Here is a 16,131-nt window from a genome sequence, read left to right as displayed (position 1 = left end):
GTCTCGATGTAGAGCTCCAGAGCACGCACCGCTTCCGGCCGGTCGATGATCACGTTGCCCTGATCGTCCAGGAGATCCCCTCCGGCCGCGTAGAGCCAGTTCTTCCACTCCTCGAAAACCTTATAGCCTCGCTGGGGCTGCATTGCCGCCCCGTAGATCTTCCCGCCGCTCTGCTCTTTGAAGAACTGAGCGATGCGGACGTAATCCTCCAGAGTCGTTGGCGGCGCCAGCGGCGTGCCGAATTTCTTCTGGTGGGCCTCCCGGTAGGTGGGGTCATCGAAAAGATCCTGACGCACGATCAGGCCCAGGGCGTAGTTGTAGAAGGGAACGCCGTAGATCTTCCCTCCCACCACCCCAATGTCCCGCAGCGGCTTCACGAAGTCCTCGAAGTCGTAGCCCGTCACCGCCCGGATGCGATCATCCAGCGGCTCCAGGAAGTTGCCGGCCACGAACTCGTCCATCCAAGGATTGTCCACGATGATCACGTCGTAGGTCGCTTTCGGAGCCATGAAGGAGGCCAGGATCTTATCACGCATGGCGTCGTAGGGCATCGCATCGATGTTGATTTTGATCCCCGGGTTCTCCTTCTCGAACTCCGGGAGCAGCTTGCGGATGACGTCCGTGTCCGGCACCTGCTCCATGATCACCGTGAGGGTAACCGGAGCAGGGGCGGCCGGCTGGCATCCGCTCAACCCGAACCCCAGCATCCCCAGCGCGACAATTAGCCAAACAATTCGGCGGAACATCTTCCACCTCCTTTCGAGCGAATGGAGAACGAACCTGGCACTTCAAACGGGCTATGAGAACGGCTGGTTTGAGATCTCATCCCCCGGCGAAGCGCAAAAATCTTTATACGGCTCGCAGGCGACGCATTCGGGTTCCCAGATAACTCATCAAAATGAATGAAAGGAAAGACACATAGATGAGGAAGGCGGTGATCGCTGAGGCCACCCGCATATCGTTCCGGATCTGCTGGAAGAGGCGCAAGGGGAGCGTCTGGGCTGTGAACCCGGCCACCATCGAGGTCACCTCAAATTCCCCCATGCTGATCGCGAAAACCAGAAGAGCACCGGAAAGAATACCCGGCAGGACATTGGGGATCAGCACGTAACGCATTCGCTGCCAGAGGTTAGCTCCTAAGCTGGCCGCTGCCTCGCTCAAGGTGCGCTCATCAATCGTCTGAAAAGCAGCCAGGACGATGCGAAACATGAATGGAAAACCCAGGATGGTATGGGCGATGATGACCATCCAGAGCGTCCCGGTCAGGGCCAGAGGAGGACGGGCAAAGGCCTGCAGGAGCGCCGTGCCCACCACCAGCGGCGGGAACACCAGCGGGAGGATCATCGCCCCTTCACGCAGGCGCTGACCCCATTTGGACCCCATCCGATTCAAAGCATAGGCCGCCGGGACAGCGATCAAGATGTTTAAAAGAACAGCGCTGGAGGCCACGATTAACGAGACCATCAGGGCCTCATAATTCGCCGGACGCGTGAGGATCGCTTCATACCAGCGCAATGTGAATCCCTGGGGCAGGATGTCTTGCCAGAACACGCTGAAGGAGAAAATCACCGGCATGAGCATGGGCACGACGATATAGAGCACCAGGAATATGAACAGAATCCACCGGATCATGTCCCCCTCCTGGCCAGCCTCCGGGCACCCCAGCTGAGCAGGGCCAGGGCAGTTGCTGTGATCGTGATCAGCACTATAGCCAAGGCTCCCGCTTGAGGCAGGTTATAGGTGGACTCCGAGGCGTGAGAATAAATCTGAAGGGAAAGCAGATTCTTCGCCATCCCCACCAGCGCCAGCACCGTTCCGAAAGCGCCCATCATCCCAGCGAATTGAATGCTCATTCCAGCCAAGAAGCCCGGCAGGAGCACAGGGATCACCACATAGCGCCAGACCTGCCATGGACGCGCCCCCAGATTGCGAGCGGCCTCGATCAGGCTGGGGTCTAAGTTCTCGAACACCGCAGCCATGCTCAAGGTCATCAGAGGGATCTGAAAGAAGGCGTAAACCATCACAATGCCGGGCCAGTCATACAGGTTGAAATACACGGTTGGAGGAAGATCGAAGATCCGGCGGACGATCAGATTCAGCACCCCATTGCGGCCCAACAAGACAATGAAAGCAAACGCGACCACCAGTCCTGAGAGGGTCATCGGAAGCGCATACAGGGATAGCAGGAAGTTGCGCCAGCGCGGAGGCAACCGAACAGCCAGGGCGGCGACAAAGGTCCCTCCAATCCCTCCCACCAGGCTCGCGGCCGAGGCAAACAGAAGGCTGTTTCGAATCGCTACCCGGAATCGAGACTCTGTAAATACATTCACGTAATTTTGAATAGTAAACACACCGTTCTGATCGAACAGGCTTCGTATGGCCATGTTGACTAAGGGATAAATCTCGAAAAGGCCAATAAAAACAAGGAATGGGAGAAGCAATAACACCTCCATCCGTAAGAAGACCGTAAGCCGCCAGACCTCCCAGCGCGCCGCTGGTTTGCGCACGACCGTAACGGTGTCTGGCATGTCGACCTCCAACCACCTCGATCCGGAGGAAGATCGTGCTCCTATCAGAGCGGATAGGGCCTTCTTGCGGAACGGCAACCCCCTGGATTCATTCCGTCTCCCAGAGGCCCTTGGAGCGTTGGAGATGAGATGCCATTCCGGTAGCCCAGCCCAATCCGGTCGTCATCAAACACTGCCAGTTAGGGCGGAAAGAGGAAAGAAAGGGGGAGAGGAGACTGTGCTCCCCTCCCCCGATCCGCTCGCTCATTGAGCTCCGGTCGCCTCCGCCCACGCCTTCTTCAAATCCTCCGAGATGGCAGCATCTTTTTCATAATCGATCATCACCACCTTGGCGTAAGCCTCCTTGGGCGGGAACTTCGCTGCCACCTCCGGCGGGAGCTCCACGTCCGGGCGGATCGGCGTGACGAAGCCTTGGGCGTAGAGTTTCTGGCCATCCCCACAGAGCAGGAACTCCATAAACAGCCGGGCCGTGTGGGGATGCGGGGCGTTCTTGGCGATGATCACGCCGCCCCCGCTGGCAATGGTCCCGTCCGCCGGGATCACCACCTCGCTGGGGACGCCCAGCTCCTCCTTCCACTTCAGCAGGTTGTAGTCGAAGTTAATCAGGATTCCGATCTCGCCACGCTGGAACTTGTCCACAGTGACTTTGGGATCCACACTGGCCACCAAGCCCATCTTATGCAGCCGGCCCAGGAACTCCGCCCCGGCCTTGTAGTTATACGGGTCGCCGCTGACCGCGTAGGCCGCGGCCTCCACGGTGTTCACGCCGGTGCCCGTGGCCCGCGGGTCCAGATAGCCGATCATGTTCTTGTATTCAGGGTTCTCCAGCTCCTTCCAAGTGCGCGGGACCTTCTTAATCAGGTTTGTGTTGACGATCCAACCCAGCGTCCCCTTGTAGCCGACATACCACACAGAACCCGTCTTCGGATCCTGGCCCTTCTGACCCTCAGGGAGCTTATCCCAGCACGAGACCTTGTAATCCGCCGTCAGCCCTCGCTTGGCCAGCTCCGCCGCAAACGCTGGCTTGAGATCGGCGATATCGTTCTTGCTTGCGTTTTCCTCCGTCATCCGGGCCAGAACGACCGCGCTGCCCATATCGATGTCCTGCTGGGTGATCCCAAAGCGCTTCTTGAACTCAGCGAAGATGCCCCCGTAGTTCGCCCAGATCTCCGGCATGCCGTAGGAGTTGATCACACCCCCCTCCGCCTTCGCCTTCTCGGCCAGGAAGGCGATCCGCTCCTCAAAAGTCATCTGCTCCAGCGTCTTTGTCGGAGTGGGCGGAACCGGCGTGGGGGTGGCCGGGGCTGGCGTCGGCGGGGCTGGAGGTGCCGCCGTCGGGGTGGGCGTGGCGGCCGGCGCGCAGGCCGCCAGCAACAGCATCACAATCATTAACCCAGCTAACCCTTTAGAGCGCATAGCAACCTCCATTATGAGAAGATTAGGGCCTGATTTTTTATATACTCAAGCCACAAATCGTCTTCAAAATCCGAGTAAATACTAATTAAAGGCTATGTTAAATCTCTTTCACATCTTCTCCCGGAGAACCGCATAGGCCTGCGCGGGCCATTCGCAAAACGGCTCGATCCTTCCATTCGACGATCCGGGGAGAATTTCAATCACCAGCAGGACTTGAGGGCTGAACTGCGCGCTGGCCCGAACGAGCTCCCGGAGATCCGGTTCAGAGAGATCCGGGAAATCGTGAGTGTCAAAAAGCCCATCATTCCAATGAAGATGTATATGGCGAACCCGACGGTTCAAAGCTTCCATGAAGGCGATGGGCGAGCAGCCCGCTATACGGGCATGGCCGACGTCCAGCGTGAAACCAATCCGTGGCTCCAGCCGCTCGAAGAAATCGCGGGTTTCCTCCGGCGTGCGCAGCAATTCCCATGGCTTATAAAGGTTTTCAACGACAACCTCTATATCCATTTCTCGAGCTGCCTCCCCAATCTCCGCGATAGAAATGGCAGCTGCTGCCAGGTGTTGAGCGCGTAACCGATTGAGCTCATGAACCATAGAGGCATGAGCTGAATGATCAGGCGGTGGAATGTCATACCAGTTCACATCCCCCGCATGCACATTCAACCGTTTGGCGCCGATCCGTGAGGCGAACATCAGATCTTCAAGGGCCACCTCGACAGCAGCCCGACGCACCCGGGGGTTCGGGCTGGAAAGATTGACGCCGAAGAAACGCGCATGCACAGCCAGGGACCATCCGTCTCGCTCCCGCCATTCCTGTAGGCGGGCTTCCCAGGCAGGATCCCGCTCTTCCGGGGCACGGATCTCCATCCAGGAAAAGCCCGCAGTTCGCAGATCCGAAAGCCAACTCTCCAGATTGCCGGCTTGCGCTGCATCCGGTCCCTTAAAGCCAAAGGCGATCATAGACACTAAGACTCCTTTGGCACCAAATGGGCGGATTCGGGATGAAAATGAATCCAAATCGACGAGCCGCCTGGGAAGCGAACGGCCTCATCGGAAGGAAGATCCACCAGCAATAGCTCCCCATTGCTTCGCACTGTTAGACGACCGATAGGCCCTAGGAACGTCACCCACTCCACACGCCCAGGTATCCGATTGTGATCCGGCGGGATCTGCTCCAGGGTTAAGGCGACTTTCAGGCGCTCGGGGCGAAGGGCCAGATATGCTTCGCGGTTTCCATAGGTCTCCGCGCCCATCCCAATTCGAAATTCCATCTCCCTCCAGAGAAAACGCCCCCCCGATTCTAACCGACCGGGCAGAAGATTCATCGTCCCCACGAACCTCGCCACGAAAGGAGTTCGTGGGGCGTTGTAAATCTCCGCCGGAGTTCCCACTTGCTCAATACGCCCCATGTTCATCACCACCACTCGATCGGAAAGCGCCAGCGCTTCCTCCTGATCATGAGTAACGTAAAGAGTGGTAATCCCCAGGGTCTTCTGAATGCGCCGGATTTCCCCCCGCAATTCCTCCCGGATCTTGGCGTCCAGAGCGGAGAGGGGTTCGTCAAGGAGCAGGACTTTAGGTCGCATCGCCAGAGCGCGGGCCAGCGCCACCCGCTGTCGTTGGCCACCGGAGAGTTGGTGAGGATAGCGATCCTCCATGCCCTCCAGATGGACCAGCTCCAGCATTTCCTTCGCCACGCGCTCTCGTTCCTCTCGGGGACGACCCCGGATCATCAGGGAAAAGGCGATGTTTTCCGCTACGGTCATGTGCGGGAAAAGCGCATAAGTCTGGAAAACCATGCCGATGTTTCGACGCTCGGGAGGCACATCATTCAGCACTTGGCCGTCTACAACGATATGACCTGCATCCGGCCGTTCGAAACCGGCAATGCAGCGAAGAACCGTGGTTTTCCCACAGCCCGACGGCCCAAGAAGGGAGACCAGCTCCCCTTCCCTCACCTCCAGGTCGAAGTCCTGAACAGCCACCACGCGGCCGAAGCGCTTGGTCAAACCTTCGACTTCAACCCGCGCCATCTCGCCTTACGCCTCCGCCCGAAGCCGTCGCACGATCGCCATAAACGACCGCACGCGCTCCGGGTCCACTGGGTTCCAGGTAATCCCATCTACCTTCAGGCTGGAGCCCACGATCACACCGTCCGCAAAGGGCAGCAGCTCCTCGATGTTGTCGTGCCGGGCCCCCGTGTTGATGAAGACCGGAAGCGACCCTACCGCCTCTTTCACCGCCCGCAAGTCCTCCGCCCGCACGGGCACGCTGGTCATCGGCCCGGAGACGCAAAGGCCATCCGGCAGGCTGGAGAAGGCCACCGATCGGGCCACCTCCGCCAGCGGCCGGCTCCCCAACGGGGCCGCAAACTCGGCGTTGATGTTGAACAACAACCGCACCCCCTCGGCCCCAATAGCCCGTCGATAACGCAGAACCTCCCCAACCGCGGGGCTCCAGAACCCCATATCGCTGGCGTAAACGCCCGTAAACACCTCCCGAACGAACTGAGCGCCTGTTGCCTGGGCGACAGCGAGGGCAGCGAAAGGATCCCACAGGATGTCGACCCCAAAGGGCACCCGGATCTCCGCGCGCAATCGCCCCACGATCGCCGCCATCGCGGCCACCGTTGCAGGATCCGCTCGCAGGGTATAAGGACGATCGTTCTCATTGCAGAACATCACCGCATCGATCCCACCGTCTTGAAGCGCATGTAAATCTCGCCGGGCCCATTCCAGGATCCCCTCCATTCCCTTCCCCGCATCGTATAAGGGGGAACCCGGGAGGGCCGGAAGATGCACCATCCCGATCACCGGCTTGGAGACCCCGAAGACATCCCGCAGCCAGGACATCCAGATCGCTCCTGTGGTGAGGGATAAGCGTCACGAATCGGTTCTAAGCCCTTCGGGCTGAGGAGGCCTGACGTTCCTCGCGCCGATCCTCCGTAACCGGCGCCAGCCGCACCTCAACCCCCAGCTCCCGCAACCGATCGATCATCCGCGGATCCGCCCCTGCATCGGTGATCACCCGATGCACGCGCTGAACAGGGCAGATGGCGGTGAACGAGACATGGCCCAACTTGGTGTGATCCGCCAGCACAATGATCTCCCGCGAACGCTCCAGGAAGACTTTCTTCACCTCCACATCGTCCAGGCTGAAATCCGTGCACCCCGCCTCCGAATCCAGACCGGCCACCCCCATAAAGAACCGGTCATAGTAAAACTGGGCCGCCATCCGCAACGCCAGGGGGCCAACGATGGAAAGCTCCTTCTTGCGTAACTGGCCACCCAACAGGAAAATGGAGATCTCCGTGTTCGCCAGCAACTGGGCGATGGGGACAGAAGCCGTAAACACCGTGAGGTTCCGACGAGGACGCAGAAGGCGAGCCAGTTCAAAAGTGGTGGAGCCGACATCCAGGGCGATGACATCGCCCTCCCGAATGAAATCCAGCGCCGCCCGGGCAATGGCCCGCTTCTCCGGAAGCTTCACTCGGGCACGGGTCAGATACGGGATCTCATGACCGATCCCCGGAGTGCCCAGGGATGCTCCGCCCCGCGTGCGAACGATCAGCCCCTCCTCGGCCAGCGCCTGAAGATCCCGGCGGATCGTCGGCAGCGAAGCGCCCGTCAGCCGGGCCAGCTCCTCCGCCGTCGCGAAGGACCGTTCGCTCAGGATCTGGAGGATCTGTTCTCGCCGCGCCGCCTGCATGAGCACCTCCTTGTTGCATTTTAATCGTTTTCGATCAAAATGTCAAGTATCAATCAAAATCGATCAAAAACCGTGCGTAATTCGGCCCGGGAGATGGAGCAGATCCTAAAGGTGCTCTGGCGTATGGGGGAGGATGGAACAGGGCTGGCGATGATGGGTCACGAACTGGCGCGACGGGAGGCCGTGCGTTGACCCGTTATGAATTGGAGATTGAGAGAACCGAGGCCCGTCGAGAGGACAGTAACCCCTCCCTACAGCCCTTTGGACCGTGGAGAAAAAATCTTTTGGGGACAGGGCTGGGGGCTTCGGCTCCCCAGCCCCGCCCCCAAACCCTCAAATCCAGGATGGACAAAGCAGTCGTTGGCCCCAAAGATCAAATCCCTCCCCATGGCCCTTGGAGGTATAGAGAGGGATTCTTGCCCAGCGGAGAGACACCCTGGCGCTTGGATCTATCGGGAGCCCTTCAGGTGCTGATCGAAAAACGAGGTCATCCGCCGCAGGAAAAGGGTCCAGGCCTGCCCCTGGAAGGCGTGGCCTTGGCCCGGATACTCGAAATACTCCACGTCCTTGCCGGCCGCGACCAGCGCATCGCGGATCGCCTGGGCCCATTCCGGTGGCGTGGTGGTGTCGGCCGTCCCCTGATGGATCTGCACCGGGGCGCTTACATAATGGAAATAATAAATTGGGGAAACCTGACGCAGGAACGCCGGATCACTGCGCGCGTCTGCGTAGGCCTGAGCCAGGAACGGATCCTCGATGGTTCGAAACCCTCCAAGCCACCGCCGGGTATTCACCAGATCCGCGCTGACCGGGGCGTAGAGGACCGCGGCGCGGATCCGCGGGTCGATCACAAGGGCCCGGGTGGTCACCCCGCCTCCCATGCTGTGGCCCCACATGCCGACCCGCTTGGGATCGGCCTGGGGGATCGAGGGGATGGAGCTGATCAGATTCAGCGCATCGATCACCAGACCCATCCGGAAGAAATCCGGCCCGGAGTCAGACCCGGCCCATCCCCGGAAATCCGGCGCTAGGGTGATATAGCCCCGGCGGGCCAGATAATCCGCCGGCCGCCAGGTGTCAGAGCCCGGCACGTAACGGCTGGGCGGAATGTAACCGTGATTGAGGATGATCACCGGGAAAGGCCCCCGGCCATGGGGAACCTGCATCACGCCAGTGATGGTCAACCCGTCGCTGGGATAGGCGATGAGATAGCGGGTGTAAGCCTCCGTCCGGGTGACCACCGCGCGGATCTCGATCTTCCCGCCGGGATAGATCCGCCGCCGCATCGCTTCGATGGTATATTCCACCAGCGGATGCGGGGTGGGCGATGGCGTGATGGTCGGGGTCGGGATCGGGGTGGACGTCGCGGTGGGCGCTGGCGTCATCGTCACCGTAGGAGTTGCTGTGGCAGGGGCAGCCCCTCGTGAGCGCCCACAACCTGCAATCCCCATCATCAGGCCGATCCATGCAACGAACCAGAGCGTTATCCTCCATAAACTCATGCCATCCCTCCTGAGCTGGGATCCAGGTGGCGCGGGCTGCTCGCTTGAATCCAGACTCCGGGCAAATCCGCCCATCCACCTCCGAGAGCTTCTGGAGAGAGGGGCCGCCTTTAGCGGCCCCATCCACCCTTGAAAGATTCCATCACATAATAGAAGTTACGCCGTTCGCTTCCTCAGGAAGGCTTTTCTCCCCCCACTCTATTCCTTCATTTGGGGGTTTCGGGGGTGGTGCGGGGGCCTTCCGGACGGGCTTCGATCCCTCAAATCCCCCGTTGAGAACTGGACAAAGCCCTATGGCCTTCTGGGTCGCGAGAAGGGAGGATCCATGAGGGATGGGGCCACTCCATCAGGCCTGCTCCCAACGGCGCAACTTCTATAGAGGGCAATCGGAAGCCATCGGCTTTTGAAGGACATCATCGCGGATCATCCTGAGAAAACGTTAAGAGATCCGCTCACAGCAGCAAGCGCTCGCTTCTCCCCCTCCCCACCGCCCTCCGGGTTGTGGGAAAGGGGAGAAAAGGCGGACCCGGGTCTCTTTCTCAGCGGGCTCTCAGGTTGTTATGGGATAACTCCCCTTGCGATCCCTTCTCGCTGACGGCGATACATTTTTGAAACTCAGACGACCAGACCGAAAGGGGGAAGCGAATGGCCCCTTCCCCATCGGGTGAGGTTTCCTTACCGCGCTTTCGTAGGGACTTTCGGGCGGGCAAGGCCACCGAAGGCGGCCTCACCTGCTCACACAGGTAAGGGCACAGCGCACCGAGCCCCTCCCCGAGGCCCGTTGGGCCTCGGGGAGAGCGGAAAAGGAGGACAGATGCCGCTCATCCTGATCGTGGATGATGATGAGAAGCTGCTCCATATGCTCCGGCGCACATTGATCTACGAGGGCTATCGGGTGCTCACCGCTACGAGCGGCCTGGAGGCCCTGGCCCGGCTTCAGGAGCAGCCGCCCGATCTCATTGTCCTGGACTGGTTGCTGCCCGGGCTAAGCGGCGTGGAGGTAGCGGCTCGCCTGCGCGCGGCGGGGGATTCCACCCCCATTCTGATGCTGACCGCCAAGGATGCGGTGGAGGATCGGGTCGAAGGTCTGGATAGCGGGGCAGACGATTACTTAGTGAAACCCTTCGCCCCTGTGGAGTTGCTGGCCCGCATCCGGGCGCTGTTGCGACGCGCTGGCGCCTCTCGTCCGGAGCAGCCTCTGACCTACGCGGACCTCTACCTGGATCCCATAACCCGGGAGGCACGGCGCGGATCCCGCCCGCTTTCCCTCACGCCCCGGGAGTTCGAGCTCCTGGCCTTCTTCATGCGTCACCCCCGTCAGGTCCTTCCCCGCCAGCGGATCCTGGAGGAGGTGTGGGGCTATGACTTCCGAGGCGATGAGAACGTCCTTGAGGTTTACATCGGCTACCTGCGGCGGAAGACAGAAGCAGAGGGTGAGCCGCGCCTGATCCATACGGTCCGCGGCATCGGGTATGTGCTGCGAGAGGCCTGAGATGTCGGTCCGCCTGCGCCTCACCCTCCTTTACAGCGGGATCCTGGCCTTCACCCTCCTGGCCCTCGGGCTTACCGTTTACTGGATCCAGGCCCGGCTGACCCTGCGCGTTCTGGAAGATGCCCTGGCGGATGAAGCCCAGCGGCTCATGGCTTCCCCTCGCTTTCAGCTGGAGGCCATTGATAACCCAGCCCGGAAGCTGGCCGCTCCGGAGACCTATGTGCAAACCCGAAGGCCCGATGGCGAGATCCTGGATCGCACGGCCAACCTCGAAGGGGCCGAACTCCCCCTCAGCCTGGCAGGCCTGGCCGCGATCCGGCAGGGTCGAACCTGGGTCGAAGTGGCCGACACAGAAAACGGACGCCTGCTCGTTTACAGCCTTCCCGTTCGCCAGGATGGGCAAATACGGGGGGTGTTGCAGCTCGGCCGTTCCCTGGCCGATTACGATCAGGCCCAGGGAACCCTGGAGAGGATCCTCCTCGCGGGCAGCCTGGCCGCCCTGGCCGCCGCCTTCGCCTCCGGATGGCTGCTGGCTGGGATGGCCCTGCGCCCGATCCACCAGATCACTCAGACCGCGCGGGCCATCGGGCGGCTTCGGGATTTCGGCCAGCGGGTTCCCTATTCCGGGCCATCGGATGAAATCGGGGAACTGGCCCGGACGTTCAACGCCATGTTAGAGGAGCTTCAGGCCGCTTACGTGCAGCTGGAACACGCCTTCCAGGCCCAGCGCCGCTTTGTGGCGGATGCCTCCCATGAACTGCGGACGCCGCTGACCACGATGCGCGGCAATCTGGAGCTGCTGCGCCGGGAGCCCCCCATCCCGCCCCAGGATCAGCGAGAGGTGCTGGAGGACCTGATCGCGGAATGCGATCGCCTGATCCGTCTGGTCAACGATCTGCTGGCCCTGGCCCGCGCAGAGGCCGGCCAGGCCCCGCGGCGGGAGCCGGTTCCGCTCCGTCCGTTTCTGTCCGAACTGGGGCGCCAGGCCCGCCGGCTCGCCCGTGGACAGACCATCGAGACCCCGGAAGCGCCGGAAGCCAGCGCCCTGGCTGACCCGGATCTCCTGAAACAGGTGTTGCTCATCCTGATCGACAACGCCATCCGATATACGCCGTCGGGTGGGCGGATTACCTTGCGGGCTCAGGCCGGAGAGACGTTCATCGCACTGGACGTGCAGGACACGGGGCCGGGCATTCCACCGGAGATCCTGCCGCACATTTTCGAGCGCTTCTTTCGTGGGGATCCAGCCCGCACGGGCAGCGGAGCAGGATTGGGGCTCTCGATCGCCCGGGCGCTGGTGGAAGCCATGGGAGGAACCATTGAGGTGGAGAGCCAAGTCGGGAGGGGAAGCACGTTCACCATCCGCCTGCCGCGGGCGATAGATGAGGCAAGTTCAGGAGCGACCCCGTGAAAGGCCACCCGGCCATGATCGACCGTCAGGGAGCCATCGGGGATCCAGCGCGACCATGGCCCCGAAGTTTTTCGGAGAATTCAGCCCTCAAAAATGGGGCGGAGATCCAGGGCAAAGTCTGGCAGTTCGGGACTGAGGGATACATGCGCTGGAGCGCGATGGAGCTCTGGATCCTGGCCCGGCCGGTAGATCTCCACAACCCTGGCATAAGGATCGATCAGCACCGCGATCCGCGCGCCGTTTCGGATATAGACGCGCATCTTCTCCCGCAACTCTTCCAGGACCTGAGAGGAGGAAAGCACCTCGAAGACCGCATCCGGGCAAAAAGCGCCGAATTTTTCGCGCTCCTCGGGCCTCAATGCCTCCCACCGTTCCTTTGGAATCCAGGAGGCATCCGGCGAAAACAGGGAGCCATCCGGAAGGCGAAAGCCAGCCGAGGAATCAAAGACGATGCCGAGGCCCGTCTGCTCGTTCCATCGTTTGAGCTGGTAAGCAATTTCCAGGCTACGACGTCCGCTTTCCATGCCGGTTGGCGTCACCAGCAACCTCCCGTCCGCGGTGCGCTCAAATTGATAACCCGGGTTACGCTCTGAAAGCCGGAGCAAGTCCTCATCGGTGATGGTTCCCAGATCCAGTCGGATCGCCATCCAGGCCTCCTCTCGTTGCCCTTTCATCCGTCTGCTGGCCTCCGCGTTGTGATCCTCTCCGTGCGGCCTTTGCCCCACGGAGAGGGGGAAATCTGTTTTTCGTAGAGTGCGGGCCGCCTTCGGTGGCCCACACTCTATAAGAAATTCCGCAGGTAGAATAATCAACACGCACTGGAGCAACCCCGGCAATCGCCTGCCAGACATCCGTTATTCTAACCTGGGAGTTGCGTAGAGAAAAGCGTAATGCTTTGTCCGGTTATCAACTGGGGATTTGAGGAATCGAAGCGAGTCCGGAAGGCCGTGGCCCCCCAAACATCTTTCGTGGGCAGTGCGGGGGCCTTTGGCTCCCCGCACCACCCACGAAACCCCCCAAGTGAAAAATGGACAAAGCAGGAATCAACAACACAAAATGATCCCGCCTGATTTCCGCAAGCGGCGCGAACTCACAGAATCGAAATCGGGGGAGGTTCCTCATGCGCAAGCTGCTCTTCACGGGTCTCATGCTGTTTCTCTTCAACGCCTGCGGCCGGGGGCCTGCATCGCCTCCCCCCGCGGCGCCCATCTCGCCCACCCCGGGGATAGCCACCCCGGGCGGATCGCCCACGCCCTCTCCACCGCGGACCCCGACGGCGGCGCCTGCGCTGCCCATTCCGGAGACAACTCCTTCCACCTCTCCCTTGACATTCCAGCCCCGGGTGGAGGTGGTAGCCGCCGGGCTGGAGGTGCCATGGGCGCTGGCCTTTGCGCCGGACGGCCGGATCTTCGTCACCGAACGGCCGGGACGGATCCGGGTGATCGAAAACGGGCAGCTTCGCCCCGAACCGGTCGCTGTGCTTCCAGTGGCCGCGACCGGGGAGGGAGGGCTGATGGGCCTGGCGCTGGATCCGAACTTCGCTCAGAACGGCCAACTCTATGTGATGTATACCTATCGGTCGGGCGGCGCCCTCCGCAACCGGATCTCCCGGCTGACCCTGCGCGGGAACACGGCGGGGGAGGAGATGGTCCTCGTCGACAACATCCCCGGCGCGAACATCCACAACGGCGGACGCCTGGCCTTTGGGCCGGATGGCAAGCTCTATGCGACCACCGGCGACGCGGCCCAACGAAATCTCGCCCAGCAACTGGATAGCCTGGCCGGGAAGATCCTTCGGTTAAACCCCGATGGGACAATCCCCCCTGACAACCCCTTCCCGGGCTCCTATGTATATTCCTACGGCCATCGCAACCCCCAGGGCTTGGCATGGCATCCCACAACCGGTCAGCTCTACAGCACGGAGCACGGCCCTACGGGTGAGATGGGATTGTGCTGTCGGGACGAACTGAATCTCATCCGGCCGGGGGGCAACTACGGATGGCCCCGGGTGACCGGGATTGCCGGAGACCCTCGCTTCATCGATCCCATCCTTTACAGCGGAGAAGAATCCACGTGGGCGCCGGCGGGCATGGCTTTCGTTACGGGCGATCGCCTGGTGCCCTGGAAGGATCATCTGTTTTTCGCGACGTTGCGCGGGCAGCACCTCCACCACGTCGTCCTGGGACCCGATGGAACCTCGGTCGTCTTCCACGAAGAGCTCTTCCGGGGGGAATTCGGGCGCATCCGCGACGTGGTGATGGGGCCTGATGGCGCCCTCTATTTCACCACCAGCAACCGAGACGGCCGAGGGCAACCTCGATCGGGAGATGACCGGATCCTCCGGATCGTTCCGGGACCATAAGCAAACCCAAGCTCCTCCTGCCTGAGGGGATCCAGATGGGTAGTGGTCAATATGCGTTGGTTCCCCTCGGTCGGCCCTGTAGGGGCGAAAAAGCTTTAGCCCCTACAGGGCCATCGGGTAGGTCCTCCTTCACGAACTTCGATCCCCTTCATCACCGATCATCACTTAAAATTGTCCAACACCTCCAGATGAACGGAAGCCAGCCTGGAGGGCGATGGCCTCTCGCGATCGAGCCCGCTGGCCGGGATAACGCTCGAATCCATAGATGAGGAGGCTCCATGATTGAGATCGATCCCCTGCGAAAAGCCGCCGCCGAAGTGTTGCGACGAAACGATCGAGGGGAGTTCACCGCTCCATCCCCCCGCCAGTATCCGCACCTCTGGCTCTGGGATGCGGGGTTCACCGCCCTCGGCTGGGCGGCCCTGGGCGACTTCGAACGCGCCTACCGGGAGGTCCGCGCCGCCCTGCGGGGGCAGTGGCGCAACGGGATGCTTCCTCACGTGGTGTTCTACGGATGGCCCAGCGCCTATTTCCCGGGGGCCGACCTTTGGCGCTCGGACCTCGCGCCGGAGGCACCAACCGATCTCCCCACTTCCGGCATTACCCAGCCGCCGGTTCTGGGTTTCGTGATCCAGATATTGTTCCAGCATGATCCGGATCGCCAACGGGCATCGGCCTTCGCCCGGGAGGCCTTCCCTGCCCTGAGGGCCTATCATCGCTGGCTGCACACCGCTCGGGATCCTGAGGGGATCGGTTTAAGCCGCATCGTGCACCCATGGGAATCCGGCATGGATAACAGCCCGCTTTGGGATGCGCCCCTATCCCGGGTCCAGACGGAAGGCCTCCCTCCCTATCAGCGGGCCGATGTCCATTGGGTCCATGAGGAACAACGGCCCCGCTCCATCGAGTATGATCGCTTCCTCGCCCTGATCCTCCATCTGCGGTCCCACCGATATGGGGAAAGCAGCGTGCGAAGCTCTCCCTTCCGCGTTTACGACGTCCTGTTCAATGCGCTTCGCCATCGCTCGGAGGAGGCCCTGTTCGTCATGGCCCAAGCGCTGGGGGAGCCGACCGGTGAAATCGAGGAATGGCTGGAACGAAGCCGGGCGGCTTTTCAAACCCGGCTATGGGATCCCGAGATTGGATTTTTCCTGGATTGGGATTGCGGGACAGATCGCCGCATCCCGGTGATCGCAGCCGGCGGGCTCGTGGCCCTTTACGCCGGTCTGGCCACGCCGGATCAGGCGAAGGAGATGGTGGATCGTCATCTGCGGAATCCGAAGGCCTTCGCCCCGAACGGGGGAACACGCTATCTGGTCCCGACCGTCAGCAAGGCCGATCCCGGCTGGGAGCCCCGGCGATACTGGAGGGGCCCGATCTGGATCAACCTGAACGCCCTCATCGCTCACGGCTTGGCCCGCTATGGCTTCCACGAGCTCGCCGAGGAAATCCATCGGCATACGCTGGCGCTGATCGCCCAATCCGGGTTCCACGAGTATTACGATCCTCGAACCGGGGAAGGGTTGGGCATCGGGGACTTCACCTGGTCCGCTGCCCTCTTGCTGGGATGGGATCTTCTGAGCGGATAACCGGCAGGGGAGGACACAGATGCGCTGCTCGTATGCGGCGGAAAGGTCTGCGCATTGACCTGGAGAATATCGCAAAGGTGATCGCGACAAGCATTGGTGTTTTGTCCATTTTTCATTTGG

At 61.3% G+C, this 16,131-nt stretch carries 14 protein-coding genes; 4 read left to right on the top strand and 10 right to left on the bottom strand.

All coding sequences use genetic code 11. The features are described from left to right. The 9 genes from NZM16_RS08325 to NZM16_RS08285 all read right to left on the bottom strand — a co-directional run. Positions 1-746 (bottom strand): ABC transporter substrate-binding protein (locus NZM16_RS08325; RefSeq protein WP_295479878.1); only part of this gene is annotated, 746 nt, incomplete at its 3' end. A 103-nt stretch (positions 747-849) separates the two neighbouring features. Continuing rightward, positions 850-1,632, bottom strand: coding sequence for an ABC transporter permease (locus tag NZM16_RS08320; protein ID WP_295479876.1), 783 nt, complete (start codon positions 1,630-1,632; stop codon positions 850-852). Next, on the bottom strand, positions 1,629-2,528 hold the full coding sequence (locus tag NZM16_RS08315) for an ABC transporter permease subunit (protein ID WP_295479874.1): 900 nt from the start codon (positions 2,526-2,528) through the stop codon (positions 1,629-1,631). The genes NZM16_RS08320 and NZM16_RS08315 overlap by 4 nt, the downstream gene beginning before the upstream one ends. A 243-nt stretch (positions 2,529-2,771) precedes the next feature. Then, positions 2,772-3,944, bottom strand: coding sequence for an extracellular solute-binding protein (locus NZM16_RS08310; protein ID WP_295479872.1), 1,173 nt, complete (start codon positions 3,942-3,944; stop codon positions 2,772-2,774). Between the two features lie 108 nt (positions 3,945-4,052). Then, entirely contained in the window at positions 4,053-4,907 is an 855-nt protein-coding gene (locus NZM16_RS08305; RefSeq protein WP_295479870.1) for a sugar phosphate isomerase/epimerase, read from the bottom strand. A 5-nt stretch (positions 4,908-4,912) separates the two neighbouring features. Further along, positions 4,913-5,980 (bottom strand): ABC transporter ATP-binding protein, encoded by a 1,068-nt coding sequence (locus NZM16_RS08300; protein WP_295479868.1) that lies wholly within the window; start codon positions 5,978-5,980, stop codon positions 4,913-4,915. 6 nt (positions 5,981-5,986) lie between these two features. Beyond that, positions 5,987-6,799: a BtpA/SgcQ family protein gene (locus NZM16_RS08295; protein ID WP_295449246.1), complete on the bottom strand. Its 813-nt coding sequence runs from the start codon at positions 6,797-6,799 to the stop codon at positions 5,987-5,989. A gap of 43 nt (positions 6,800-6,842) precedes the next feature. Continuing rightward, positions 6,843-7,655 carry a DeoR/GlpR family DNA-binding transcription regulator gene (locus tag NZM16_RS08290; protein WP_295449243.1) on the bottom strand — a complete coding sequence of 271 codons (813 nt, stop codon included), beginning with the start codon at positions 7,653-7,655 and terminating at the stop codon, positions 6,843-6,845. A 449-nt stretch (positions 7,656-8,104) separates the two neighbouring features. After that, entirely contained in the window at positions 8,105-9,157 is a 1,053-nt protein-coding gene (locus tag NZM16_RS08285; RefSeq protein ID WP_295479866.1) for an alpha/beta fold hydrolase, read from the bottom strand. 814 nt (positions 9,158-9,971) lie between these two features. Here NZM16_RS08285 and NZM16_RS08280 point away from each other — a divergent pair. Both NZM16_RS08280 and NZM16_RS08275 read left to right on the top strand, forming a co-directional pair. After that, complete coding sequence (locus NZM16_RS08280) at positions 9,972-10,649, top strand: response regulator transcription factor (RefSeq protein ID WP_295449236.1); 678 nt, start codon at positions 9,972-9,974, stop codon at positions 10,647-10,649. Position 10,650: 1 nt separating this feature from the next. Next, on the top strand, positions 10,651-12,060 hold the full coding sequence (locus NZM16_RS08275) for a cell wall metabolism sensor histidine kinase WalK (RefSeq protein ID WP_295449234.1): 1,410 nt from the start codon (positions 10,651-10,653) through the stop codon (positions 12,058-12,060). 80 nt (positions 12,061-12,140) lie between these two features. Here the strand turns inward: NZM16_RS08275 and NZM16_RS08270 are convergent, their stop codons facing one another. Then, positions 12,141-12,707 carry a Uma2 family endonuclease gene (locus NZM16_RS08270; protein WP_295479864.1) on the bottom strand — a complete coding sequence of 189 codons (567 nt, stop codon included), beginning with the start codon at positions 12,705-12,707 and terminating at the stop codon, positions 12,141-12,143. Positions 12,708-13,180: 473 nt separating this feature from the next. On the opposite strand from NZM16_RS08270, the gene NZM16_RS08265 reads away from it, so the two are divergent. After that, a complete protein-coding gene (locus tag NZM16_RS08265; RefSeq protein WP_295449229.1) occupies positions 13,181-14,422 on the top strand; it encodes a sorbosone dehydrogenase family protein in 1,242 nt (413 codons plus the stop codon). 278 nt (positions 14,423-14,700) lie between these two features. Beyond that, the gene (locus NZM16_RS08260; RefSeq protein ID WP_295449226.1) at positions 14,701-16,011 is read left to right on the top strand and encodes a trehalase family glycosidase; all 1,311 of its coding nucleotides are present in this window, start codon (positions 14,701-14,703) and stop codon (positions 16,009-16,011) included. The last annotated feature ends 120 nt before the right edge of the window (positions 16,012-16,131 follow it).

The sequence above is a fragment of the Thermoflexus sp. genome, from assembly GCF_025055495.1.
GTDB lineage: Bacteria > Chloroflexota > Anaerolineae > Thermoflexales > Thermoflexaceae > Thermoflexus.
The sequence above is the reverse complement of the archived record's forward strand: the minus strand, read 5'-3'. Positions and strand labels throughout refer to the sequence as shown.